23 protein-coding genes and 1 pseudogene are annotated in these 25,600 nt (G+C 63.0%); 10 read left to right on the top strand and 14 right to left on the bottom strand.

Annotation, left to right across the window (positions count from 1 at the left end):
• Positions 1-69: 69 nt before the first annotated feature.
• From BGI01S_RS09610 to BGI01S_RS09595, 4 genes are all read right to left on the bottom strand, one after another.
• Positions 70-477, bottom strand: coding sequence for a VOC family protein (locus tag BGI01S_RS09610; RefSeq protein ID WP_042325886.1), 408 nt, complete (start codon positions 475-477; stop codon positions 70-72).
• A gap of 155 nt (positions 478-632) precedes the next feature.
• Complete coding sequence (locus BGI01S_RS09605) at positions 633-1,097, bottom strand: RbsD/FucU family protein (RefSeq protein WP_042324721.1); 465 nt, start codon at positions 1,095-1,097, stop codon at positions 633-635.
• Between the two features lie 83 nt (positions 1,098-1,180).
• Positions 1,181-1,645 carry a hypothetical protein gene (locus BGI01S_RS31020; RefSeq protein WP_232624419.1) on the bottom strand — a complete coding sequence of 155 codons (465 nt, stop codon included), beginning with the start codon at positions 1,643-1,645 and terminating at the stop codon, positions 1,181-1,183.
• 27 nt (positions 1,646-1,672) lie between these two features.
• On the bottom strand, positions 1,673-2,041 hold the full coding sequence (locus BGI01S_RS09595; RefSeq protein ID WP_042324720.1) for a nuclear transport factor 2 family protein: 369 nt from the start codon (positions 2,039-2,041) through the stop codon (positions 1,673-1,675).
• A 327-nt stretch (positions 2,042-2,368) separates the two neighbouring features.
• Between BGI01S_RS09595 and BGI01S_RS09590 the strand changes: the two genes are divergently transcribed.
• The 7 genes and pseudogenes from BGI01S_RS09590 to flhC all read left to right on the top strand — a co-directional run bounded on the left by BGI01S_RS09590 (position 2,369) and on the right by flhC (position 7,665).
• Entirely contained in the window at positions 2,369-2,740 is a 372-nt protein-coding gene (locus BGI01S_RS09590; protein ID WP_042324717.1) for a type II toxin-antitoxin system RelE/ParE family toxin, read from the top strand.
• Complete coding sequence (locus BGI01S_RS09585; protein ID WP_042324714.1) at positions 2,737-3,039, top strand: addiction module antidote protein; 303 nt, start codon at positions 2,737-2,739, stop codon at positions 3,037-3,039. The genes BGI01S_RS09590 and BGI01S_RS09585 overlap by 4 nt, the downstream gene beginning before the upstream one ends.
• A gap of 143 nt (positions 3,040-3,182) precedes the next feature.
• Positions 3,183-4,043 carry a helix-turn-helix domain-containing protein gene (locus BGI01S_RS09580; protein ID WP_232624420.1) on the top strand — a complete coding sequence of 287 codons (861 nt, stop codon included), beginning with the start codon at positions 3,183-3,185 and terminating at the stop codon, positions 4,041-4,043.
• Positions 4,044-4,144: 101 nt separating this feature from the next.
• Positions 4,145-4,681, top strand: a complete 537-nt coding sequence (locus BGI01S_RS09575) for a GNAT family N-acetyltransferase (RefSeq protein WP_042324712.1) — start codon at positions 4,145-4,147, stop codon at positions 4,679-4,681.
• Positions 4,682-5,006: 325 nt separating this feature from the next.
• Positions 5,007-6,225 (top strand): annotated as a pseudogene (locus BGI01S_RS09570) (YeeE/YedE family protein).
• A gap of 535 nt (positions 6,226-6,760) precedes the next feature.
• On the top strand, positions 6,761-7,081 hold the full coding sequence (gene flhD, locus BGI01S_RS09565) for a flagellar transcriptional regulator FlhD (RefSeq protein WP_042324711.1): 321 nt from the start codon (positions 6,761-6,763) through the stop codon (positions 7,079-7,081).
• A gap of 14 nt (positions 7,082-7,095) precedes the next feature.
• Positions 7,096-7,665 (top strand): flagellar transcriptional regulator FlhC, encoded by a 570-nt coding sequence (gene flhC / locus BGI01S_RS09560; RefSeq protein ID WP_042324708.1) that lies wholly within the window; start codon positions 7,096-7,098, stop codon positions 7,663-7,665.
• Positions 7,666-7,814: 149 nt separating this feature from the next.
• Here the strand turns inward: flhC and BGI01S_RS09555 are convergent, their stop codons facing one another.
• From BGI01S_RS09555 to BGI01S_RS09510, 10 genes are all read right to left on the bottom strand, one after another.
• Complete coding sequence (locus tag BGI01S_RS09555) at positions 7,815-9,143, bottom strand: Nramp family divalent metal transporter (RefSeq protein ID WP_042324707.1); 1,329 nt, start codon at positions 9,141-9,143, stop codon at positions 7,815-7,817.
• Positions 9,144-9,217: 74 nt separating this feature from the next.
• On the bottom strand, positions 9,218-10,420 hold the full coding sequence (locus tag BGI01S_RS09550; RefSeq protein ID WP_042324705.1) for an acyl-CoA dehydrogenase family protein: 1,203 nt from the start codon (positions 10,418-10,420) through the stop codon (positions 9,218-9,220).
• A 158-nt stretch (positions 10,421-10,578) separates the two neighbouring features.
• A complete protein-coding gene (locus tag BGI01S_RS09545) occupies positions 10,579-11,235 on the bottom strand; it encodes a methionine ABC transporter permease (protein ID WP_042324703.1) in 657 nt (218 codons plus the stop codon).
• On the bottom strand, positions 11,228-12,391 hold the full coding sequence (locus tag BGI01S_RS09540; protein ID WP_042324701.1) for a methionine ABC transporter ATP-binding protein: 1,164 nt from the start codon (positions 12,389-12,391) through the stop codon (positions 11,228-11,230). The genes BGI01S_RS09545 and BGI01S_RS09540 overlap by 8 nt, the downstream gene beginning before the upstream one ends.
• A 13-nt stretch (positions 12,392-12,404) precedes the next feature.
• Positions 12,405-13,808, bottom strand: a complete 1,404-nt coding sequence (locus BGI01S_RS09535) for an LLM class flavin-dependent oxidoreductase (protein ID WP_042324699.1) — start codon at positions 13,806-13,808, stop codon at positions 12,405-12,407.
• A 41-nt stretch (positions 13,809-13,849) separates the two neighbouring features.
• Complete coding sequence (locus BGI01S_RS09530; protein ID WP_042324697.1) at positions 13,850-14,704, bottom strand: MetQ/NlpA family ABC transporter substrate-binding protein; 855 nt, start codon at positions 14,702-14,704, stop codon at positions 13,850-13,852.
• 356 nt (positions 14,705-15,060) lie between these two features.
• Positions 15,061-16,701 carry an efflux transporter outer membrane subunit gene (locus BGI01S_RS09525; RefSeq protein ID WP_042324695.1) on the bottom strand — a complete coding sequence of 547 codons (1,641 nt, stop codon included), beginning with the start codon at positions 16,699-16,701 and terminating at the stop codon, positions 15,061-15,063.
• Between the two features lie 13 nt (positions 16,702-16,714).
• Positions 16,715-19,900 (bottom strand): efflux RND transporter permease subunit, encoded by a 3,186-nt coding sequence (locus BGI01S_RS09520; protein WP_042324693.1) that lies wholly within the window; start codon positions 19,898-19,900, stop codon positions 16,715-16,717.
• A 56-nt stretch (positions 19,901-19,956) separates the two neighbouring features.
• Positions 19,957-21,177 (bottom strand): efflux RND transporter periplasmic adaptor subunit, encoded by a 1,221-nt coding sequence (locus BGI01S_RS09515; protein WP_042325883.1) that lies wholly within the window; start codon positions 21,175-21,177, stop codon positions 19,957-19,959.
• 34 nt (positions 21,178-21,211) lie between these two features.
• Positions 21,212-22,066: an alpha/beta hydrolase gene (locus BGI01S_RS09510; protein WP_042324691.1), complete on the bottom strand. Its 855-nt coding sequence runs from the start codon at positions 22,064-22,066 to the stop codon at positions 21,212-21,214.
• Positions 22,067-22,238: 172 nt separating this feature from the next.
• Here BGI01S_RS09510 and BGI01S_RS09505 point away from each other — a divergent pair, with 172 nt between their 5' ends.
• From BGI01S_RS09505 to BGI01S_RS09495, 3 genes are all read left to right on the top strand, one after another.
• Positions 22,239-23,243: a LysR family transcriptional regulator gene (locus tag BGI01S_RS09505; protein WP_042324689.1), complete on the top strand. Its 1,005-nt coding sequence runs from the start codon at positions 22,239-22,241 to the stop codon at positions 23,241-23,243.
• 217 nt (positions 23,244-23,460) lie between these two features.
• Positions 23,461-23,772: a DUF4148 domain-containing protein gene (locus tag BGI01S_RS09500; protein ID WP_042324687.1), complete on the top strand. Its 312-nt coding sequence runs from the start codon at positions 23,461-23,463 to the stop codon at positions 23,770-23,772.
• Between the two features lie 366 nt (positions 23,773-24,138).
• Positions 24,139-25,530, top strand: a complete 1,392-nt coding sequence (locus BGI01S_RS09495) for a cytochrome c peroxidase (RefSeq protein WP_042324684.1) — start codon at positions 24,139-24,141, stop codon at positions 25,528-25,530.
• The last annotated feature ends 70 nt before the right edge of the window (positions 25,531-25,600 follow it).

The raw sequence follows: 25,600 nt of genomic DNA, 5'->3' as shown, positions 1-25,600 counted from the left end.
TGGCCGCTTTGGACAGGCATCGCGAAGACTGAAGGTTGTCGCTTCCGTCAGACTTTGGCGAGGCTTCGGTTACGCGTCGGGATAGGTCGCGACTTCGATCAGATTGCCGTCCGGATCGCGGCAATACACCGAAGTCATCTTGCCACGCGCGCCGTCGCGCTCGACCGGACCTGCCTCGATCGCGACGCCTTCGGCAAGCCAGTGCGCCTTGACCTCGGCCGGGCTCGCGGCGGTCACGAAACACAGATCGGCGCTGCCCGGCACCGATTCGCGGCCGGTGAACCATGCGACCGTGTCGGCGTCGGCCGGCCGCAGGTTGATCTTCTGATTGCCATAGGTCATCGCCACACGCGTACCCGTGCGCGACGCGAACTCGGTGCGTTGCATACCGAGCATGCGCGCGTACCAGGCCGCGCTGGCTTCCACGTCGGCGACATTCAGAACGAGATGATCGAGACTGTCTATCGAGAAGCTCATGGGTTTCGTCACCGTGGTCGGATTCAATGGGCCGCCGTGGACCATGCGCAGCGCTTAGCCGCGAGCAGACCCGACGTTAGCATGAGCGCGCGATTCGCGTTCGCCGTCACCGCGTGCGGACTTCGACTTCGCACGGCACGCATGCATGTGACGAACTACGTGCGCGGCGTATCCGCGGCGAGCAGGACGCCTTTCGTGAAGACGAAGCAACCATAGCCCCGCTCCTCGCCGGTCGCGATCACGCAATACGCGTTGCGCGCCCGCTCATAAAAAGCAAAACGTTCGATCGACGCGAACGGCACCTCGCGCCCTTCCGCTGCGTCGACCTCGGCCTGCGCTTCGCGCTGCACCGCAGGAATCGTATGCGGCTCGCCCACGACTTCCATTCGCGACGCGGGTTGCTCGATGAACGTGTCGAGCGGCATCACCGACAGCACCGCGCGAATTGCTCGCGGCGAACTCACGCCGTCGAGACGCAGCAGCTTGCCGAGCACGGTTTCCTGTGCAACCGACGTGCCCGGAAAATTCGCGTCGCAGATGACGAGTTCGTCGCCATGGCCCATCGAGCGCAGCGCATGCAGGATATCGGCGTTCAGCAGCGGGTCCAGATTCTTCAGCACGGTGTCTCCTTATATGGTGTGTCCCGATCGACGCGCTCGTCGTCGGGGTGGGTCGCGTTATGCACTTTCACTTTCGCTCGCGCTCACGATGATATTCGCACTTGCGCGAACGATCGCGAGCGGGCGACGGCAGCGACGGCGCTGCCGCGCGGTGCATCGTGCGCATCGCATTGCGACAGTCGATTGTAGCAAGCAACGTCGCGCGCCTCCGCGCAACGCGGCTGGCCGCGGCCGACCGCTATCGCAACGCCGCCGCGCAATCCGTCAGCGCGTTGCAACGGCTCACGACCGCCGCGCGCGACGTCCACAGACGCCGCGGCGGCAACCCCGCACTGCCATCGCAACCAGCCGACCAGCGCGAGCAGCACGAGCCCCGCGCCGCCCAACACCGGCTCGCGCCAGCCCAGCAACGCGATGAACATGAACGCCCGCGCGCCGGCCAGCAGCGCGAAGCCGGCGATCGCGCTGGAGCACGCGTCGAGCGCCGCCGACAGGCGCGTGAACGCGATGACGCTTCGATCGGGCGTGGGGGCAATGGGCTCGTGCATGATCGTCTCCGTGAAGAAATGCGCAGCTCAGGCGCTGCCTGGCGCGTCGTCGAGGAAACCGGTGACCGCCTGCAGACGACCGTGCGCATCCACCACGCCGAAGTCCGATCCCTTGACGATCGCGTCGCCCGCGGGCGTGGTCAGTTCCCATGAAAAGCGCAGCCGGTTCGCGAAGCCGTCGACCTGGGTCGTGCGACGAAACTGGTGTTGCGGGAAGCGTTCATGCACCGCGCGAATCATCGCGTCGATGCCGTCGTGGCCCGTGCCGGCGAGCAGCGGATCGCGATAGTCGGCGTCGGCGCTCCATGTCGCGGCGATCAACTCGCGACGGCGCGCGCTATCGGTTTCGTTCCACGCGTCGAAATAACGGTCGATCAGATCGGTATGCGCATTCATCTCAAGACTCCTTGTTGGCATGACTGAGCACTACGCTCGGCAGACACGTCGTATGCGGCGGGCTCGGAGTGAAGATTGGCGGTTCGTGCGCGTTGCGTCGATTACGTGGGAGGTAAGTTTTTGAATGCGCCGTCGCGGACGCGCGCCGTTTTTTGCGACTGCGTTTCCCGTGTGTTGATCGCGTTCGTTGAACGTCGGATTAGCCATCTGGCTGAATCGTCAGGAAGCGCGCCGACCGCTAATCTCATGTGGCAATTGGGAGCCACGTTGTGACGGCGCGGCATGTGAGACAACGAACGGGGTGCGGCTGCGAGCCGCTTTATTAATATGGTTTTTACGCTTGCAACGACGTATCTAAGAGGATACACTACCAAACAGATCGGAACACCACCGGTGTACACGGTCAACCGCACCGAGGTGTTCGACACCTGGCTGCCGGAGCTCGCGGATCTGCGCGCAAGGGCGAAAATCCTCGTGCGGATCCGGCGTGCGGAGCGAGGGCATTTCGGCGACGTGAGGTTGCTGGAAGAGGGCGTGTTCGAGATGCGCATAGATTGCGGTCCGGGCTACCGCGTCTACTACGCGCGTGAAGGGCGCACGGTGTATCTGCTGCTTTGCGCTGGCAACAAGTCCACGCAGCCCGCCGATATCAAGTACGCCAAAACAATGTGGACAGCAATCAGAGAGGAACGGTCATGAGCAAGATCAAAACGGCACGGTTCGACGCATCGCACTACCTCGACAGCGAGGAAATGATCGCCGAGTATCTCAATGCAGCGCTCGAAGAAAGCGACGCGGACATCCTGCTCGCCGCCATCGCCGACATCGCAAAAGCGCGCGGCATCGCCAAGGTCGCAGCAGACGCCGGACTCGGACGTGAAAGCCTGTACAAAACGCTCGCGCCCGGCTCCAAACCGCGCCTCGACACGGTGTTCAAACTGCTGCGCGCCCTCGGCGTCAAACTCAACGCCGTGCCCCAACGCGTGGCAACCGCGTGAATCGCATTGGCGGTCGTCGTCAGGCCTGCATGCTCGCGTTGCAGCCGGCTCTCGTACTCCCGTTTATTTTGTAGACGTCAGCGGGGTATTCGATTACCTGCGAGGTAATGGATTGCTCGGACGCTTTGGCTATCATCGGTGGCATGAACACACTCTCTCTTGCGCAAACGGTTTCTTCGCACACGTCGGCGGCCAGTCGTACGGTCGGCGATCTGCTGCGCGAATGGCGGCAGCGGCGCCGCATGAGCCAGTTGCTGCTCGCTACCGAGGCCGACATTTCGACCCGGCATCTGAGCTTCGTCGAATCGGGCCGCGCGCTGCCTAGCCGCGAAATGGTCATGCATCTCGCCGAACGTCTGGACGTGCCGCTTCGGGCGCGCAACGCATTGCTGGTCGCGGCGGGTTATGCGCCGCTGTTCCGCGAGCGTCCGTTGTCCGATCCGCAATTGGCCGCCGCACGCGTGGCCGTCGAACTGGTGCTCAAAGGACACGAGCCCTACCCTGCGCTCGCAATCGACCGGCACTGGACCATCATCGCGGCGAACAATGCGCTCGCGCCGCTGCTGGGCGGCGCCAGTCCCGAATTGCTGAAGCCGCCGGTCAATGCGTTGCGGCTGAGCTTGCATCCGCAAGGCATAGCAGCGTCCATCGTCAACTGGCATGCGTGGCGCGAACATGTGCTGGCCCGGCTGCAACGCCAGATCGACGTAAGCGGCGACGAGACCTTGAGCGCCTTGCGTGACGAGCTGGCCGCGTATCCCGCACCGCCGGGCGCGGATGCGGCTGACAATGACGACACCGGCGTCAACCAGATCGCCGTACCGCTGCGGCTGCGTACGCCGATCGGCGTGCTGTCGTTTTTCAGCACGACCACCGTATTCGGCACGCCAGTGGACGTCACCCTATCGGAACTGGCAATCGAGGCGTTTTTTCCCGCCGATCAACAAACCGCGGTTGCATTGCGTGAGTTTGCCGAAAGCCAGCGCGCCGGATCGGAGCACTAGACCTTTCCAAAGCCTTCGCGTGCTACAGGAAGACAAGCTCGGGCATCGAGCGCGTCGCTCCGGTCACTCGCGCAAGCCAATCCATGCTGAGGTGCCGAGAGATGTCCCTGAACGATGCCGCAATACTCGTACGCCAACTCGGACCTGCCGACCGGGACGCGTATTTCCAGCTTCGTCTGCGCGGGCTGAAGGCGCACCCGGAATTGTTCGGCCAGAGTTACGAGGAAGCGCTCGCGAAGGGTGCGGCGCAGCATGATGCGAGCTTGCGGGGCGCGTACGCCGCCGAGGGTGACTTCCTGCTGGGCGCTTTTCTATCGGCCGACACGCCGCTGGTCGGCGTAGTCGGGCTGGCGCGCAACCAGCGCGAGAGGGAACGGCACAAGGCGGCGGTCGTCGGTATGTATGTCGCGCCGGAGGCCGCTGGCCGCGGTGTTGGACGTGCGCTGCTCAACGAGTTGCTGGCGCGGGCGGCACGCGTCGACGGTTTGCGGCAACTTCAACTGATGGTCGACAGCAGCAACGAAGCGGCGCGCAAACTCTATGAGTCGGCCGGCTTTCGCAAATACGGCTGCGAGGTCGAAGGGCTGAACGTCGGCGGCGTTTTTTACGACACCGATCTGATGATGCGGTTTATGTGATGGATCACGGTGCAAGACGCACGGCGCGTCTTCGGCTCGCCCCAACGAGAAAGCGATGCCCGCCGTGCCGAGGTAGCGCCGTGCTGCGGGTGCGCGCTTGGGGGTTCGGGTCGCGCGCGAACGTCTGAGTGCCCGGCGTCCACGCGGCTGAACACATGCACACCCACGCACATGCCTGCACGCTCCCAACCCCTCACCGGCAAGTCCCTCCCCCCGCTCGATCCATGCTATCTTTTTTAATTGCCTTTCCGCGCCACACCAACCCCAACTGTCCCCCGGCCGCCTTCGGGCCGCCTTTGATTAGCTGTTTGTCAGTCAACTTACCATGTCCGATCTCTCTACTCCGCTTCCCCGCGTGCCGCGCCGTTTCGACATCAATCCGAAACCGCTTGGCGCCGCGCTCGTTCTCATCGCGCTCGGCGCGATTTATCTGGCGCAAGCCGTCAGTGGCCGCCAGGCGGCGCTGTACATCGTCGGCGCGCTGTTGGGAATGTCGCTTTATCACGCGGCGTTCGGCTTCACGTCGGCCTGGCGGGTCTTCATCGCCGACGGCCGCGGCGCCGGTCTGCGCGCCCAGATGCTGATGCTCGCGCTCGGCGTGTTGCTGTTTTTTCCGGCGCTCGCGGCGGGCACGTTGTTCGGCCATCCCGTGGTCGGGCTCGTTGCCCCGGCCGGCACGTCCGTGCTGGTCGGCGCGTTCATGTTCGGCATCGGTATGCAGTTGGGCGGCGGCTGCGCGTCCGGCACGTTGTACACGGTGGGCGGCGGCAGCACCCGCATGCTCGTGACGCTGGCGGCGTTCATCGTCGGCTCGGTCGTCGCCACCGCGCATATGCCGTTCTGGACCGCGTTGCCGTCGCTCAAACCGCTTTCGCTGGTGACGTCGCTTGGCGCCGGCTGGGCCATCGTCCTGAATCTGATCGTTTTTGCCGCTATCGCGTCGCTCACCGTGCTGGTCGAGCGGCGTCGCCATGGCCGGCTGGTCAACGAGCCGCTCCGTCAACCGCACGCATCGCCGTGGCTGCATGGCCCGTGGCCTCTGTTCGTCGGCGCGATCGCGCTGGTTCTGCTCAATTTCGCCACCTTGGCATTGTCGGGCCGTCCCTGGGGCGTGACGTCGGCGTTTGCACTGTGGGGCGCCAAGATCTTCGCGGCACTCGGCATCGACGTGGCCAACTGGCCGTATTGGGCCACTCAAGCCAATGCAGGCTCGTTGGCCGCCCCTGTGACACACGACGTCACGTCGGTGATGGACTTCGGCATCGTCCTCGGCGCGATGACGGCTGCGGCGCTTGCCGGCCGTTACGCGCCGGTCTGGAGGGTGCCGGCTCGTTCGCTGATCGCGGCGGTGGTCGGCGGCCTGATGCTGGGCTATGGTGCCCGTCTGGCCTATGGTTGTAACATCGGAGCCTACTTCAGCGGCATCGTGTCAGGCAGCCTGCACGGCTGGCTGTGGCTGGTCGCCGCGTTCGCCGGCAATGTGCTCGCGTCTGCGCCCAGCGTTCGGTCTCGAAGTGGAACGGGTGCGCCAGACCGGCTGCTAGACGTTACGCAGGAAGTTACAATTGCGGCTCCGTTTGTAACCGGGGCCCCACCATCCCGTTACATCTCTGATGTGTCCCCCAAGCAGTGCCAAAGTGAGGTATTTATTACATCAATTTGGCCTGCCGTCGCTGCCCCTTTTCTATTCAAATGGAATTTCCGGCCTCCCGCCGGCGCTTCGAGCTTTGCTCAGACAATTATGCTAAGCGCCGGTATTACAAGGGATTTCACGGATCAGACGAAATTCACAGAAGAGAAAAAATTCGCTTGGCATCATCTATTACAGCGCTGTGAAATACTTACCGAAAATTGATGTATCTTTTTGAGATATTTTTTTGAGAAAGGATTGATTTCTTGTTTTACCCTTCATACAATTCGTCCCAAGCTGTTACGAAATGTAACGCGATGTATCAAAAAGTCGCTCTCTGTATCAAGTGGTGACATGTAGCCGGAGGATCGCGTTTCCGGCGAGGCACAAAAGACATAACGGCCAAAAAAAGGCCGACATAGTAATTCGGGGCTTCGGAAACACAAAAAATGGACCGTAGCAGCGAGACGCTGGATTCAATCCGCGAGATCAATTTGTCTTACATCATGCTTGCGCAACGTATGTTGCGTGAGGACAAACCGGTCGGGATGTTCCGCCTGGGGTTGTCGTCGGAACTGGCCGATTTGCTTGCCGGGCTGTCGCTCGCGCAGATCGTCAAGCTGGCCTCTTCCGATCAGCTTTTGTGCTTCTTCCGCTTCAACGACCACTCGATGTTGTCGGCGTTGACGCAAACGACCAAGCACGCAGCAGTTGCACCGACTCACGCGGCGATCCTGCTTGCAGGCCAGCCGGCTGAGCAGTTTGCTTAATCGAGGTGACTGCGATGCTCAAGCGTAGCCTGACAGAAGACGCACAAGAAGTATTCCGTGCGATCGCGTTGATCGAACTCGGCGCCCGTATGCAGGTGCTCGAAAGCGAATTGACGCTCTCGCGCGACCGCATGATCCGCCTGTACCGCGAGGTCAAAGGCGTATCGCCGCCCAAGGGCATGCTGCCGTTCTCGGCGGACTGGTACATGACGTGGCTCGCGAATATTCACGCCTCGTTGTTCTACAACACGTACCTGTTCCTGAAGAACGAAGCGCGCTGCTCGCATCTGGATGCGCTGACCAAAGGGTATCGGCTGTATCTGGAACATTGTCAGCACAGCGAAACCGAACCGGTCCTCGACCTGACGCGTGCGTGGACGCTGGTGCGTTTCTTCGACGCCGACATGCTGCAGTTGACCAAGTGCTGCCGTTGCACCGGCAAGTTCGTCGCGCACAAGCACGATCTGCAGCACAACGTGGTGTGCGGTGCGTGCCAGCCGCCGTCGCGCGCCGGCAAGACGAAGAAGGCGGCAGCCGCCCGCCAGGAAGCGCTCGAAGCGGCGCAGGTTGCGCAAGCCGCCTGACTCGAACTGATTGGAATTGGGATTGACTCGACGACGGCTGGTCCGGCCCGACTCGAACCGAAGCCTTTAAAAAATCCGCACAGTGTGCGGATTTTTTTTCGCCGCCGCGCGGCTGATCGACAGCAATCGACTGCTCGCGCCTGGCCGACTCAGCCGGCCAGGCCCACCGTCTGCACCACGAGCCAGAGGTTCGCCGCACTGATCGCCACAAACAGTGACCACGCGAGAAGCCGCGTCGGCAGCCTGTTGGCGAACTCGCCCATCAGCGCGCGATCGTTGGTCATGCGAATCAGCGGAAAGAGCGCGAACGGCAGTTGCAAACTCAGCACGACCTGGCTGGCGACCAGCAACTGCCCGACCGCCCCGTTACCGAGCATCTGCACGCCGATCAACGCGGGAATCAACGCCAGCGCCCGCGTGATGAAGCGCCGCTGCCAGCACGGAATCTTCATCTTCAGGAAACCTTCCATGATGACCTGCCCTGCCACCGTGCCGGTGAACGTCGAGCTTTGTCCCGACGCGAGCAGCGTTATCGCGAACAGGATCGCCGCGAAACCGGTGCCGACGATCGGCGCGAGCAGCCGGTACGCGTCTTCGATCTGGGTCACCTGGGTGTGGCCGGTCGCATGAAACGCGGCGGCCGCGAGAATCAGGATCGCCATGTTGATCAGCAGCGCGAGAAACAGCGACGCGATGGTGTCGATTCGCGACATGCTGATCGCCGAACGGATGCCGGCCGAGTCGCGCTTCACCGCGCGCGTCTGCACGATCGACGAATGTAGATAGAGGTTATGCGGCATTACCGTCGCGCCGAGAATGCCGATTGCCAGATACATCGGCTCGCGCGAATTCAGCGCCTGCCACGACGGAATCAGCCCTTGCGCGACCGACGGCCAATGCGGATTCACCAGCGCGAGTTCGATGATGTAGCCCACGCCGATGGTCGCGATCAGCCCGAGCATGATTGCCTCGAGATCGCGGAAGTTCTTGCCCTTCAGGCCGAGCACGATCAGCGTGTCGAACGCGGTCAGCAACACGCCGGTGGTCAGCGAGCAATTGAAGAGCAGATGAAACGCGAGCGCGCCGCCGAGCACCTCGGCGAGATCGCAGGCGACAATCGACAACTCCGCGAGCAGCCACTGCACGCGCGCGACTCTTGGCGAATAACGCGCGGCGGACAACTGCGCGAGGTCGCGTCCGGTGGCGATGCCGAGGCGCATGCTCAAACATTGCAGCGCCATCGCCGCGAGGCTCGACAGCAGCACGACGAACAGCAGGCTGTAGCCATACCGCGAACCGGCCTCGATCGCGGTGGCCCAGTTGCCCGGGTCCATATAGCCGATCGAAACCAGCAGGCCGGGTCCCGCGAATTGCAGGATCTTCTTCCAGAACGGCGCGCCTTGCGAGACGGCGACCGAGCCTTGCACCTCGGATGGACAAAACGGCGCCGTAGCGGTGGTCGGTAGTTTGAAGATCAATCCGGGGTTCTCTTGAAGGGAATCAACCGCGGCGCCTTATGAACAAACAGGCAAACAGGCCGCCGCGAACCGCCTCAAGTGTACAAAGAAACCTCCGGCAATGTCCCGCTGAGCGCGTAGCGGCCGACGTCGCGCACGCGGTAGTCGAGCGGATCGTGCAGCGTATGCACGCGGGCGTTGCGCCAGAAACGGTCGAGCGCGAGCGGCGCGTGCGTGGCGCGCGCGCCACAGGCGTCGAACAGTTTTTCGCTGACGTCGAGCGCGGCGCGATGCGCAACGATCTTCGCTTCCGACGTGGCGAGCGCGACGTGCGCGCGTGCTTCGGCGGTGAGCGACGGGCCTTGCTGCCAGGCGTCTTCGAGTGCATACGCGGCGCGCGCGGCCAGTGCTTCCGCGCTCACCGCCTGCAGACGCATCTCGCCGAAACGCTGGATCAGATAGGGATCGTCGGTGGCTTTGGCGACGCCGGAGTTGATCCACGGCCTGCCGTTCTGGTTGACGTATGCGCGTGCTTCATCGAGCGCGCCCTGCGCGATGCCCACGAACAGATTGGTCAGCACCTGCTGCGAGATCAGCGTGCGCAGGCTCGCGTATGGGGTGTCGGCGCGTTCGAGCACTTCATGCGGCTCGACCCGCACCTGCGCGAACGACACGCTGCCACTGTCGGTCTGCCGTTGACCGATCGGGTCCCAGTCTTCGTGGACGGTGATGCCGTCGCGCCCTGTCGGCACTACCGCGAACACTGGCTTGCCGGTGGCCGGATCGTGCGCGGAGACCGTCATCATCCGCGAGCCGCGCGTGCCGGAGCAGAAGCCCTTTTGCCCGTCGAGACGATAGCCGCCGTCGCCAGTGGCCGTTGCGACGAGCCTCGTGTCGAGCGGGTTCACCGCGTTGCCCCACCACCAGCGGTGCTCGACGGTGCCGTTCAGATAGCGGCTGCGTTGCTCCGCGTTGCCCCACATGTTAACGCTCACCACCTGCAAGCAGGTGAAGCCGAGCAGATGCGCGAGCGCGCTGTCGACCCGCGCGATCTGCCGGATGGTCTCGTAGATGTCGGGCCAGCGCGCGCCGTTGCCGCCGAATTCACGCGGCACCGCGAGCGTCAGCAGACCCGCGTCGGCGATCCACTGTTTCTCCTGCGCAGCGTGGCCGCCTTCACGGTCGCGCTGCGCCGCGCTCGCACGCAACGCGTCGAGCAGACCGGCAAGATCGCGCACCGGCGGCGCGGCGGATGCCTGACGCGTTTGCAGCGCGTCGGCATGACGAGGTTCGTTCATGCAATGTCCACGTGAAAAAGTTGGATAAGCGGCAGGCGTCGCAGCGCGCGACGCCTGCCGCATCAGACAGCATGATAGGCGCTTGCATGCCGGCGTGGGATAGCCGGTTTGCAAGCGCCTTTCTGTGCCGCCATTAATATTATTACGGACTCCGACGTTTACGCGCGTTGCGCCAGCCGCCTCACAAAACGGTCGCCGACGAACTGCACCGCCGTCACGATCACGATCAGCAATACGATCACCGTGACCATCACGGTCGTGTCGAAACGCTGATAGCCGTAGCGGATCGCCAGATCGCCGAGGCCGCCCGCGCCGACCGCACCCGCCATCGCCGACGAGCCGATCATCGCCACCACGGTGATCGTGAAGCCGCCGAGAATGCCAGGCAACGCCTCGGGCAACAGCACATGCCAGACGATGTGGCGGCGTTGCGCGCCCATAGCCTGCGCGGCTTCGACCAGACCACGGTCCACCTCGCGCAAACTCACTTCGGCAATGCGTGCAAAAAATGGAATTGCCGCGATGCTGAGCGGCACGATCGCGGCCCATACGCCGATCGTCGTGCCGATCAACAAGCGCGTGAGCGGCAACAACGCCACCAGCAGAATGATGAACGGCGTCGAGCGAAACGCGTTGACGAGCGCGCCGAGCACGCTGTTCACCGCGGGTTTTTCGCAGATGCCGCCGCGTGTCGTGCCGACCAGCACCAGCGCGAGCGGAATGCCGACCAGCGCCGCGATGAATGCGGACACGCCGACCATCACGATAGTGTCGCGAATCGCACCGACGAGTTCGGAGAGCCAGAGATCAGACATAGCCGAGCACCTCGACATGGTTGGCGTAACGGCGCGCCCGTTCGAGCAGCGTCGCGATTTGCGTTTGCGCGGTACCGTCCGCGTTCGCCCGCACTTGCGCCGACACCACCAGACGCCCTTGCGCATGCCCCTGAATCCGGTCGATGCCGCCGTGCACGAAATTCACCCGCCCGCCTTCGACACTCAATGCCGCCGCCAGCGCGCCGAGATCCGGCTCGTGCGCATCGGCGCCGGTGAAGCGCACGTCCAGCAGAATCCGCGCGTCGTCCGCCTGCGCAAGTTCGTGCACCGGCTTGACCCGTTCAGCCAGATCCGCGGGCAAGTCGTGCACGAGGGTCCGCAGCAGCGCACGCGTCGCGTCATGTTGCGGATCGCCGAACACGCGCCACACCGGACCGCTTTCGACGACCTCGCCACGCTCGATCACCGCGACGGTATCGCAGACTTCACGAATCACTTCCATCTCGTGCGTGATCAACACGATCGTCAGATCGAGCCGCCGATTGATATCGCGCAGCAACGCGAGAATGGCTCGAGTCGTTTCAGGGTCGAGTGCGGAGGTGGCTTCGTCGCACAGCAGAATGTCGGGATCGGTGACGAGCGCGCGGGCAATGCCGACCCGCTGTTTCTGACCGCCGGACAGGCTCGCCGGATAAGCATCGCGTTTGGCCGACAAGCCCACCAGTTCGAGCAGCGCATCGACTTTCCTGTCGATCGACGCCTTGGGCACGCCGGCGATTTTCAGCGGCAACGCAATGTTCTCGCGCACGGTTTTTGCGGAGAGCAGATTGAAGTGCTGAAACACCATGCCGATACGCCGGCGCAATGTCACCAGACCTCGCTCGTCGAGTTCGCCGACGCTCACGCCGTTCACGCGCACCGCGCCAGAACTCGGCTCCTCCAAACCGTTGATGAGCCGCAGCAACGTCGACTTGCCCGCGCCGCTGCGGCCGATGATGCCGAACACCTCGCCGCGCGTCACCGTCAACGCGACGTTCGCGAGCGCCGTGCTCGGCACGCCGCGGGCATCGGCGAATACCTTGCCCACGTTGTCGAATACCACGACGGCTTGGGTCGCCGCGTCGTCATTCTCCCGCTTCAGCGCAAGAGACGGCGCGTCTTCGATGAATTGCGGCACGTCGAAAAGATTGGCCATTGCTTCGCTCCTGTCAGGCTTCCACGGCGGTTTTCACTGCGACCTGTGGCCGCCTATGCTGCGCGCCCGCATGCACGTCGGGCAGCCGCGCGCGACCGCCGCCGAACAGCTTCTCGCGCAGCGTGGGCGCGGGGTCGTAGTCCTCCTTGTAGACGCCGCGATTCTGCAACTCGGGCACCACCAGGTTCACGAAGTCTTCGAACGATTCGGGCATCACCGTGCGCGTCAGATTGAAACCGTCGACGCCCGCTTCTTCGATCCACGACACCAGTTCGTCCGCGATCTGCTGCGGCGAGCCGACCACCGGTTTCGCGCGTCCGCCGAGCGTCATCTGCTCGAGCACCTTGCGCTTGGTCCACACACCGCTCGTGCTCTTCTTCGAAATCGCTTCGATCGCCGATTGCATCGACTCGGTCTTCACATAGGAGATCGGCTCGTCGAGTTCGTACTGCGAGAAGTCGATGCCGGTGGAACTGGAGAAATGCGCGAGACCGCCCTCGGCACTCGCATAACGCCGGTACTCCGCGAACTTCTCCTGCGCCGCGCGCTCTGTTTCACCGACTACAACGGTGATGCCCGCAAAGATCTTGATGTCGTCCGGCGCGCGCCCGAAGCTCACCGCGCGCGAGCGGATGTCGTCGACGATCGAGCGCGTCAACTGCTTGTTCTGTCCGCTCACGAACACGCATTCCGCGTGACGTGCCGCGAATACGACACCCCGGTTTGAGGAGCCCGCCTGGTACAGCACTGGCGTGCGTTGCGGCGACGGCTCGCTCAGGTGGATCGCGTCGATCGAATAGTACGGACCGCCGTGCTTCACGCGGTGCACCTTGTCCGGATGCGAGAAGATGCGCGCCGCGCGGTCACGCACTACCGCGTCGTCTTCCCAGCTCTGCTCCCACAGTTTATAGACCACATCCATATAATCGTCGGCGCGGTCGTAGCGGTCGTCGTGACTGATCTGCTGCGCGAGACCCATGCCGCGCGCGGCGCTGTCCAGATAGCCGGTGACGATGTTCCAGCCCACGCGCCCTTTGGTCAGATGATCGAGCGTCGACATCCGACGCGCAAACAGATACGGCGGCTCGTAAGTCAGATTCGACGTGACGCCGAAGCCGAGATGCTTCGTGACGTGCGCCATCGCGGGCACGATCAGCGACGGATCGTTGATCGGAATCTGCACCGACTCGCGCAGCGGCGTGTCCGGTCCGCCCTCATAGACGTCGTACACGCCGACGATATCCGCCAGAAAGATCCCGTCGAACTTGCCACGCTCCAGCGTTTGCGCGAGGTTCGTCCAGTAATCGAGGTCGGTGTAATGCGCCGAGCGATCGCGCGGATGCGTCCACAAGCCGTGATTGATATGGCCGACCGCATTCATGTTGAACGCGTTCAGCAGGATCTTTTTCTTCGCCATCGTGCGGCTCCTTTCGTGTTCAGCTACGGCAACCCACGGCACTACCACGCGACCGCGTAGAGATTGCCGAACGCTTTGTCGAGCGCGGCGCGCACGGCCGGCGAATGCTGATAGATCGAAATGAACTTGCGGATGCGCGGATCGTTCGCGCTTTCCGGACGCACGACCCACTGGATCGCGTAGTTCTTGTTTTCGAGGCCGTCGAACAGCAACGCACTATTCGGATCGGTGGTACCCGCGAGCTTGATGAAGCTCGGGTAGCCCTGCGCGAGATCGACGTCGTCGAGCGAACGCGCCAGTTGCGACGCTTCGAGCTGAACGAACTTCAGATGCTTCGGGTTATCGACGATGTCGAGCGTCGTCGCGCGATAGTCGACACCCGGCTTCAGCTTGATGAGACCCGCACGTTGCAGCAGTAGTAGACCGCGGCCGCCATTCACCGGATCGTTGGCGATCGCGACCGTCGCGCCGTCCTTCAACTCGTCGAAGCGTTTGATCTTCTTCGAATACAGGCCGATCTTCATGATCGTGCCCGGCGCGATCGCGACGAAGTTATAGCCGCCCTGCTTCCTGGCGTTCTCAAGAAACGGGATGTGCTGGAAGTAGTTGACGTCGATGTCCTTGTTCGCGAGCGCCGCATTCGGCGTGTTCCAGTCGGTGAACTCGATGAGCTTCACGTCGAGTCCCTGCTCCTTCGCTTCGCGCACGGCGATCTTGAGCGCCTCAATTTGTGGGCTGGTGGACGTGCCGATCCTGAGCGTCGGTGTGTCGGCGGCGAATGCGGGTGCGGCCGGCAATGCCAACGCGGAGGCGACAGTGAATGCGCCGGTCAGCGCGACAGCCGACGCGTGGAAAGTGGTGAAAAAGCGCCGCACGGTGGACAAGGAAATGCGCATGATGAACTCGCAGAATTGGGCGTGGTGTTATGTCGAGGCGAGCCGATCCAGCGGCGTGGGTCGAGGCGTGCTCAACAGGCCGGCAAACATCGGGCAATGGAAATGTGCAACGTATGGCTTGGCCGCCGCATAACGACGGCCAGGCGCGCGGATCGATCAGCGCGGACAGCGGAAGGTCGGACAGGTCATCGCCTCTCTCCAGATGAGGTGCGAACCATCATAGAGGGCGTCAATCCGGTGGTCTACGAACGGATTTTCGAAAGGAAAGCGAAAAAAACGATTTGGATGAAAAACGCCGGGTTGCGCTGTCGCGCGACCCGGCGTTCATTACGCTACGGTGCTAAAGAGGCAATCAGTTAGCGCTTCGCCACCTGTTGCGGCAAGGCCGACGCCGATGCCGACGCTGAAGCAGCCACCACGTCAGAAGCCCCAGCCGGCGCGACCGCCCCTACCGCCTCACCCCCCGTCCCCTGCGCGCTCATTTCTCCCCATCCACCACCCAGCGCGCGAATCAGATTTACCGTCGCCACCGCCTGCGTGCCCGACAGATGGCTCGCCTGCAATTGCGAAATCAGCACCTGCCGCTCGCCGTCGATCACATCCAGATAGCTGACCGCGCCCTCCGTGTACTGCGTGCGCGACAGATGCGCGGCCCGTTGCGAGGCCTGCACCGCCGTGTCCTGCTCACGCATCTGATCGTCGAGCAAACGCAGATCGGCGAGATTGTCCTCGACCTCGCGGAACGCCACCAGCACCTGCTGACGATACTGCGCGACATCCTCGTCGTACTTCGAGCGGGCTTGCGCGAGGTTCGCCTTGCGGCGGCCGCCGTCGAACAGCGGCAGCGTCAACGCAGTGCCGGCGAACGGTCCGAGAATGAACGCGCGGCTCGACCACATGAACAGATCGCCGAGCGTCGCCGACTCAAACCCCGCCGCGCCGGTGATATCGAGCTTCGGGAAAAACGCGGACTTCGCCAGACCCACGCGCGCATTCGCCGCCTGCATCGCGCGCTCCGCCGCCGAAATATCCGGGCGCCGTTCGAGCAACGCCGACGGCAAACCGGCCGGCACGCGCACCATGACCGGCGCGAGCGGCGCTTCCGCGAACGAGAAATCCGCCGGCGGCTTGCCGAGCAGAATCGCGAGACTATGCTCGGACGCCGCGCGCTGACGCGCGACGCCGACCGCGTCGGCCCGCGCGCTCGCGAGTTCGTTGCGGGAGCGCGAAACATCCAGTTCACCGATATCGCCTTCCTTGAAACGACGCTCGACCAGCTTCAGCGTGTCCTCGCGCAACGCGACGGTGCGCCGGTACAGTTCCTGATCCTTGTCGAGCTCGCGCAACTGGAAGTAGTTCTGCGCGACGTCGGCCTGCAACGACAACTGCACCGAGCGGAACAGCGCTTCGCTTTGCTGCTCGTCCGCCCGCGACGCATTCACGTTCGAACTCACGCGCCCGAACAGATCCGCTTCGTACGACGCGCCGACCTGCGCGCGCCAGATCGTGCCCGTCGTGCCGCCCGCGCTATCCGGCTGGAATTGCGAGGCCGCCGACGCACGCTCACGTGTCGGGCCGAAGCCCGCGTCGAGCTTCGGGAACCAGTCCGACTTCGCCGCACGCGTCACCGCACGCGCCTGCTGAACACGCGCCGCTGCTGCCTTCAGATCCTGATTCGCGGCGGCCGCCTGCTCTTCGAGCGCGTTCAGTTGCGGGTCGCCGAAGATCGTCCACCATTCGCCGCGATGCGCGTCGTCGGCGGGCTGGGCCTGCTTCCACGTGCCGACGTCCTGCGCGGCAGGCGCCGACGCAGCGGACGTGGCCGACGCAGCGGGCGCTTCCTTGAACGCGACCGGCGTATCCACGTCCGGCCGCTTGTACACCGGCTCCACCGAGCAGGCGGCGAGCAGCGCGACCAGCAAACCGCTGAGCGCCACCCTGCCCCATCGACTCATCGAGCCAAAGCGAGCGCCCGACCCAAATTCAAAGTGCTTCATTATTGTTTTCTCCTCAAGCGTCCGTCACCGGCGCGCCATAGTGCGGCGAATCTTTCTGCGCGACGTGAATCGTCCCACCCGCGAGCGTACGCAGCACCACATAGAACACAGGGGTCAGCATCAGACCGAACAGCGTCACGCCGAGCATGCCGAAGAACACCGCGATACCCATCGCGTGACGCATCTCCGACCCGGCCCCGCTCGACAGCACCAGCGGCACCACACCCATGATGAATGCGATCGACGTCATCAGAATCGGCCGCAGACGCAGGCGGCTCGCCTCGATCGCCGCCGACAGCGGCGTGTGTCCGTCGTGTTCGAGCTCGCGAGCGAACTCGACAATCAGAATCGCGTTCTTCGCCGACAACCCCACCAGCACCATCAAGCCGATCTGCGTGAAGATGTTGTTGTCGCCGCCCGTGAGCCATACGCCGGTCAGCGCGGACAGCACGCTCATCGGCACGATCAGGATCACCGCGAGCGGCAAGGTCAAGCTCTCATACAACGCCGCGAGCACGAGGAACACGAGCAGCACGCTGATCGGGAACACCCACATGCCTGCATTGCCGGCCAGAATCTGCTGATAGGTGAGGTCGGTCCATTCGAGCTTCACGCCGCGCGGCAATACTTCCGCCGCCACGCGCTCGGCCGCGGCTTGCGCCTGGCCCGACGAGAAGCCCGGCGCGGGTCCGCCGTTGATGTCGGCCGCCGTGTAGCCGTTGTAGCGCACCACCATTTCCGGACCATAGGTCGGCGTCACCGTCACCAGCGACGACAACGGCACCATGTCGCCCGCCGCGTTGCGCGTCTTCAGTTGCAGGATGTCGTCGGCGCGCTGACGGAACGGCGCGTCCGCCTGCACCCGTACCTGATACACCCGGCCGAAGCGGTTGAAGTCGTTCACGTACAGCGAGCCCAGATAGATCTGCATCGTGTTGAACACGTCCGTGACCGGCACGCCGAGTTGCTTGGCCTTCACGCGATCCAGGTCGACGTTCAGTTGCGGCACGTTGATCTGATAGCTGGAGAAGGTCGGGCCGAGTTCAGGCGTTTGCGCCGCGCGCTTCACGAATGCTTCCGCTGCCTTGTTCAGTTCCGCGTAACCGAGCGCGCCGTGATCCTCCAACTGCATCTTGAAACCGCCGAGCGTGCCGAGACCGAGCACGGGTGGCGGCGGAAACACCGCGACGAACGAATCCTTGATCGCGCCGTACTGCTGGTTCAACGCACCGGCAATCGCACCGGCGGAGAGCTTCTTGTCGCCGCGCTCCTTGAAGGGCTTGAGCGTCACGAACACGATGCCCGCGCTCGAACTATTGGTGAAGCCATTCACCGACAAACCGGGGAACGCCACCGCGCTTTCCACGCCCGGTTGCTTCAACGCCACCGCGCTCATATCGCGGATCACCTTTTCCGTGCGATCCAGCGACGCGCCATTCGGCAACTGAGCGAACGCGATCAGATACTCCTTGTCCTGCGCCGGCACGAAGCCGCCCGGCACCACACGCGAGATCAGCACGGTTGCGCCGAGCAGGATCGCGTACACGACGAGCATCGCGCCTTTGCGACGCAGCACGCCATTCACGCCACGGCCATAAGCCTCCGAACCGCGATGAAAGACCTTGTTGAAGCGCTTGAAGAAGCCGCCGAGCACACGGTTCATCGCACGCGTCAGGAAGTCCTCCTTCGCACCGTGGCTGCGCAACAGCAGCGCGGACAACGCCGGCGACAGGGTCAGCGAGTTGAACGCCGAGATCACCGTCGAGATCGCGATGGTCATCGCGAACTGCTTGTAGAACTGACCCGTGAGGCCCGTCATGAATGCGAGCGGCACGAACACGGCGACCAGCGTCAACGCAATCGCGATGATCGGCCCGCTCACTTCCTGCATCGCCTTATACGTCGCGTCGCGCGCACTCAACCCGTTGGCGATGTTCCGCTCGACGTTCTCCACCACCACGATCGCATCGTCGACCACGATCCCGATGGCGAGCACCATGCCGAACAACGACAACGCGTTGATCGAGAAGCCGAACGCGAGCAGCAACGAGAAAGTCCCGACAATCGACACCGGCACCGCGATCAACGGAATAATCGACGCGCGCCACGTTTGCAGGAACACGATCACGACGATCACCACCAGCGCGATCGCTTCGAGCAGCGTATGCACGACCGCCTCGATACTCGAACGCACGAATTGCGTCGGGTCGTAGACGATCTTGTATTCGACGCCCGCCGGCATGTCTTCGGCCAGCTCCTTCATCGCCGCGCGAACCTGCTCGGAAATCGCCAGCGAGTTCGCACCCGGCGCCTGGTTGATCGCGAGCGCCACCGCCGGTTTGTTGTCGAGCAACGAACGCAGGCCGTATTCCGATGCCGCGAGTTCGACCCGCGCGATGTCGCGCAGATACGTCACGCCGCCATCGGGCGCGGTCTTGACGATGATGTCGCCGAATTCGCCCTCGGTCTTCAAACGGCCGCGCGCGTTCACCGACAACTGCAACTGCGTGCCCGGCACCGAAGGCGATGCGCCGATTACACCGGCCGCCACCTGAATGTTCTGCTCACGAATCGCGTTGACCACTTCGGTCGCCGTCAAACCGCGTTGCGCGACCTTCTGCGGATCGAGCCACACGCGCATTGCGTAGTCGCCCGAACCCCACAATTGCACTTCGCCGACGCCCTGAATTCGCGCAAGCCGGTCCTTGACGTTAAGCAGCGCGTAATTGCGCAGATACGTCATGTCGTAGCGATTGTTCGGCGAGATCAGGTGGACCACCATCGTCAGCGTCGGCGAACTCTTGATGGTCGTCACGCCGAGCCGTTGCACGTCTTCCGGCAGACGCGGCAGCGCCTGGTTCACGCGGTTCTGCACCAGCTGGGTCGCGAGGTCCGGATTGGTGCCGAGCTTGAACGTGACCGTGAGCGTGAGATTGCCGTCGCTATTTGCTTGCGACTGCATGTACAGCATGTTCTCGACGCCGTTGATCTGCTCTTCGAGCGGCGAAGCCACCGCCTCGGCGATCACCTTCGGATTCGCGCCCGGATACTGCGCGTGCACCACCACCGACGGCGGCACCACTTCCGGATACTCCGAAATAGGCAGCTTGAAGAGCGAAATGATGCCCCCCAGCAGGATCAATACCGATAGCACGCCGGCAAAGATCGGTCGATCGATGAAGAATTTGGATATGTTCATGGGAAGCTCTTAACGTTGGAGCAAGTGCCGCGCTAGCGTGCCGCGGCGCGTGGGGCTCACGAATTCTTGTCCGCTTTGGCGCTCGCTTTGGGCTGCGTCTGCGCGAGCGGCGCGCTATTCGGGTCCTGGTCGGTCGTCATCGGCACCATGTGCGCGCGCACGGAATCGCCCGGACGTATGCGCTGAATACCGTTGACGACGATGCGGTCGGTCGGCTTCAGCCCGTCCTTGACGACGCGCAGGTTGCCCTGCATGCCGCCCACCGACACCTCTCGGTACACGACGTGATTGCCCTGATCGACCACCAGCACGAACTTCTTGTCCTGGTCGGTGCCGACCGCCGCGTCGTCGATCAACAGCGCCGGATGCGGCTCGCTGCCGCCCACTTTCACGCGTGCGTACAAACCGGGAATCAATGCACCGTCCTGGTTATCGAAACGCGCGCGCACCCGGATCGTGCCGGACGACGTGTCGAGCCGGTTGTCGACCGACTCGATCGTGCCGCTGCGCGAGTAGCCGCTTTCATCGGCGAGGCCGAGTTCCACCGGCACCTTGCTGCCGTCTTTCGCGCGGCTCAGGTATTGCAGATAGGTCTGTTCGTCCGCGTCGAACGATGCGTAGATCGGCGACACCGACACCAGCGTGGTCAGCGGCGCCGAACTCGCGCCCGCCGACACCACGTTGCCCACCGTGATTTCCGCGCGCGATACGCGGCCGGCCACGGGCGCCACGATCTTCGTGTAGCCGAGATTGATGCGCGCGGTTTCGAGCGCGGCTTGCGCGGCCTTCAGGTTTGCGCTCGCCTCGCGTGCGGCGTTCTGCTTCTCGTCGTAGTCGCGCTTCGCAATTGCGTTGTCGGCGATCAGGCGTTGCGCGCGCTCCCAGTCGCTTTGCGTGTAGCCGGTGCGGGCCTGCGCAGCCGCGAGCTGCGCTTCGGCGCGATCCACTTCGGCCGCATACGGACGCGGATCGATCACGAACAGCGTGTCGCCCTTCTTCACGAGCGCGCCGTCCTTGAAGTTGACCGACACGATCGTGCCCGGCACCTGCGAACGCACGTCCACTTTTTCGACCGCTTCGAGACGGCCCGAATAACTCTGCCAGTCGGTGATCGTTTTTTGCACCACGGTGGCGACATCGACTTCCGGCACGATGGTCGGCGCGGCGGGCGAACTCGCATCCACGCGGATCGCGCCGAAAGTGCCGAGCCCGGCGACGGCGATGACCACTAGCGCGGCAATCGCCACGCGGCGGCGGGAAAGAGGAAGAATAGTCATGAGAAGCTCCCGGTATCGTTGATTGAATTTCTGTTTATCGATGGGCGCGCGCATCGAAGCGCCACTGAAAAAATCGCACCGCTTCCTGCAAAGCGGGCGGATGATCGGCCAACGCGGCGTGCGAAACGCTCGGATAGCGGACCACCTGGGTCAGCACTCCCGCGTCGATCAGACTGCTCGCGTATTTCTCCGCTTCCACATGCAGCACGTCGTTTTGCGCGGTCGCGATCAGCGTGGCCGGCAACCCCGCAAGCCGCGCCGATTCGAGCGGCGCGGCATACGGGTGCATGCGTTGCGACGCTTGCGGCAGATACGCGCGATAACACGCAGCGCACTCTTTCGCGGTGATGTCGGAGCCCAGGCGCTTTTCGTCGCCCAGACGCGTGAGGCTCGGATCGAGCATCGGTCCGAACAACGCCTGCGCGGAAATCCGCACGTCGCCGCGATCCCGCGCGATGAACGCGAGACAGTTGGCCAACTGCCCGCCCGCATCGTGGCCGGCCACGCCAACCTTTCTGCTATTGCCGCCAAACGCACGCGCCCGCGTCTGCACCCACAACGCCGCGCGGTGCGCGTCTTCGGGCGCGGCGGGAAACGGAAACTGCGGCGCGAGCGAATAACCAACCGACACGACCAGTGCCGGTAAGTGTTCTGCGAAATAACGGGCGGCGAAGTCGGCCTGTTCAATCGAGCCCTTCGTAAAGCCGCCGCCGTGGAAATAAAGCAATACCGGCAGTGCGGTCTTCTTCGCCTGCCGGTACAAACGCAACGTGATGTCCTGCGCGTGTCCTTCGATCTGTACGTCGGTGATGTCGAGTGCCGTGCTGTCTGCCGCTGCCGGGCTGCTGTCGGCGGGGGCGAAGGAGTACGACGGTTTAAATGCATCCATGTCGGGCCGCGCAATGCGCAAGAACTTTCGATGGTGCGAATTGTGGGTTCGGCAGAGTCGTAAATAAATGCCTATAATCCGGCAACACAATTCGGTGCCCCTGAACAATCGAATGCGATTGCTCCGCGGATTCACTTTCCGCCCGGTGCGCCCGCCCTTCTGGAGGTTTGCAATGGACCGGCTTCAGGCCATGCAAGTGTTCACGCGCGTCGTCGACACCAACAGCTTTACCCGCGCAGCGGAAACGCTCGATCTGCCGCGCGCATCTGTCACCACGATTATTCAGAACCTCGAAGCGTTTCTCGGCACGCGTCTGATGCACCGGACCACTCGGCGTCTGTCGCTCACGCCGGACGGCGCCGCGTACTACGAACGCTGCGTGCGCATCCTCGCCGACGTCGAAGAGACCGAAGCCAGTTTTCAGAGCGGCAATAAAAAGCCGCACGGTAAATTGCGCATCGACATGCCGGGATCGATCGGCCGTCTGCTCGTGATTCCTTCGCTGTGTGAATTCCACACGCGCTATCCGGACATCGATCTGCAACTCGGCCTGTCTGACCGGCCGGTCGATCTGTTGCAGGAAGGCGTGGATTGCGTGGTGCGGGTCGGCGCGCTACAGGATTCGTCGCTGGTCGCGCGGCGCATCGGTCTGTTCGAGGGCGTGACTTGCGCCGCGCCCGACTATCTTCAGCGCGCGGGGATGCCCGCTTCGCTCGAAGACCTGGAGAATCACAAAGCAGTCAATTACTTTTCGAGCCGCACGGGACGCACGATCGATTGGGCCTTCATGGTCGATGGCAAAGAAATCGAAGTGAAGATGAAGGGCATCGTGTCGGTGAACGACGCTGACGCCTACGTGACCTGCGGGCTCGAAGGCTTCGGCCTGATTCAGCCGGCGCTCTTCATGGTGCTGCCGCATCTGCGCTCGGGCCAACTGGTGGAAGTGTTGCCGGAACTGAAGCCTTTGCCGATGCCGATTTCCGCAGTCTATCCGCACAGTCGTCATCTGTCGCCGAAAGTCCGTGTTTTCGTAGACTGGATCGCGGAGCTGTTCGACCGTTGCCCGTTGCTGAGCGGACGCGGCAGTCTCGACGCAACGTGCACGAAGCGCACATTCGAAGAACGCGAGTCCGCCCCGATGCTCGACACACCGGTCATTACCGAATGGGTCGCGTAATAGGCGATTCCATTTGAAGTACGGAATCTGGAACACTGAATTCCAACCGCGGCTCTAATGCCGCGGTTTTTTTATTCCGTCGAGCCTGTAGCGCGATTGTTCCGGAATCGCGACAATTCATTTCGCGAAAGTGCGATTTATCCGCGCTCGCTCAAAGTCTACATTTCACCCTGTCGCGGCGCCCCTCGCGCTGCAAATGAATCGACAGGAGTGAATCATGAAACGCAATCTTCTCGCAGGCCTCGCTCTTTCGCTGCTCGCAACCGCGCCAGTATTCGCGCAAGGCAATGGCGGTGGCGGCATCGGCCGCGCCGGCACTTATGAAACGCAACCCACGCCGAGCACAAGTACAAAGACGCGCGCCGAAGTGAAGGCGGAACTGGTCGCGGCTTATCGTGACGGCTCATTGCCCGCACTGAATCGCACCAGCTATCCGAACAAAGGCTTGATCGGCCAGACGCAGGCCGCGCGCATCGCCTTGCAGGAAGGCACGAGCGGCGACGTTACCCGCGTCGCCAAGGGTCAGTAAATCAGAAGGCGCAGCAATGATTCGGTTTCCAAAAGAAATAGTCATTGCGGCGTCACCCATGCACTCTTCAAAAAGGAGCACATCATGACACCATCCGAACTGGACAACTGGGATACCGACACCCCGGTGTGGACGCCGTATCGCGCGCCCCAACACTAAGGCCGCGTCAGCTTCAATGCGTCGTTAGACTTGCGAAGCACATGACGTAGCGCGGCGACTGGCTGCGGCCATGTGTCTCGCCTGGGAAAAGTCCCATGAATAGAGGCGCCCTGATTCAGATCAGGGCGCTTTTTCTTTCCCGTCGCCAGACTCCCCTCCTCGGACGCCACGGCGTCGAGCGAATATTCGAAATGGGGAGAGGTGTGCATGCTGAAGAAGTTTTTGTTGGCGGCAGGCGGTGTTGTCGCTTCGGGGTACTTCGCCCTGTCCGGCTACGCCTGGTATCACGACAGAGCATACGCGGCGCAGTCCGCGCAGCGGACCTCGTGGTCGGTCGAGAACGGCCGTATCAGAACGCTGCTGGATGAACGCGCCTGTTACTACTGTCATGCCAGCACGCAGAAGCTGCCGGGTTATGCACGCCTGCCCGGCATCAGTCAGTTGTCCGCTTACGATGTCGAGGCAGGCTCGAAAGCCTTCCAGATCGACGCGTTGTTCGCAAGCCTGCAAAACGGCACACCCGCGCCTGAAGCGGATCTCGCGAAACTCGAAGCGGTCGTCAAAGACAATTCCATGCCGCCGTTGCGGTTTCGCGCGGTGCATTGGAATGCCGCGCTGTCAAACGCGGATCGCGCGTTGCTGCTGGCGTGGATCGGCAAGCAGCGTCAGACTCATTACGCGAGCGCCGATGTTGCAGCCGAATTTTCGAACGAGCCGGTCCAGCCGTTACCCGCGTCGATTCCCGTCGAGTCGCGCAAAGTTGCCTTGGGCGAACGGTTGTTTCATGATCCGCGACTCTCGGCGGACAACACGGTGTCGTGCGCGAGTTGCCATAAGCTGTCCAAAGGCGGCGTCGACGGGTTGAAGACCTCGCTCGGTGTCGGCGCTCAGGTCGGACCCATCAATGCGCCGACCGTCTTCAATGCGGCGCTTAATCACCGGCAGTTCTGGGACGGCCGCGCGGGCACGCTGCAGGAACAGGCGGGGGGACCGCCGCTCAATCCGATAGAAATGGCGTCGACATCGTGGGCGCAAATCATCGCCAAGCTCGAACAGGATAAGTCACTGTCTGACGCATTTCGCAAGGTCTATCCCGACGGTTATTCGGGCGCCGCTATCACGGACGCAATCGCCGAATTCGAAAAGACGCTCATTACACCGAGCCGTTTCGACGCGTATCTGAGAGGAAAGAAAACGGCATTGAACGCGGTGGAATTGCGCGGCTATGAATTGTTCAAGACGAACCGTTGCGCCACCTGCCACGTCGGTCAGAATCTGGGCGGCCAGTCGTTCGAGATGATGGGGCTGAAGGGCGACTACTTCCATGACCGTGGCACCGCGCTGACCGCCGCGGACAACGGTCGTTTGAGCGCCACGGGCGACGAGCGGGACCGTTATCGCTTCAAGACTCCAACCTTGCGCAACGTGGAACTGACCGCCCCCTACTTCCACGACGGCAGTACGGGCGATCTGAATGAAGCAGTGCGCGTGATGCTCAAATACCAAACCGGTAAAGAGTTGCCCGATGCGGATGTGGATGCGCTGGTCGCGTTCCTGAAGTCGCTGACCGGAACGTATAAGCCGTATGCCGCGCACTGACAGGTGAATGCAACTGAGGCGGGGCGCATGCGTCCCGCCCTCCCGTCAAACGCACTTTCGTTCCTGCAAG

Origin of the sequence: Paraburkholderia ginsengisoli NBRC 100965, from assembly GCF_000739735.1 — a bacterium.
Taxonomy (GTDB): domain Bacteria; phylum Pseudomonadota; class Gammaproteobacteria; order Burkholderiales; family Burkholderiaceae; genus Paraburkholderia; species Paraburkholderia ginsengisoli.
Note: the sequence above shows the minus strand (reverse complement) of the source record. Positions and strands in the feature narration are given on the sequence as shown.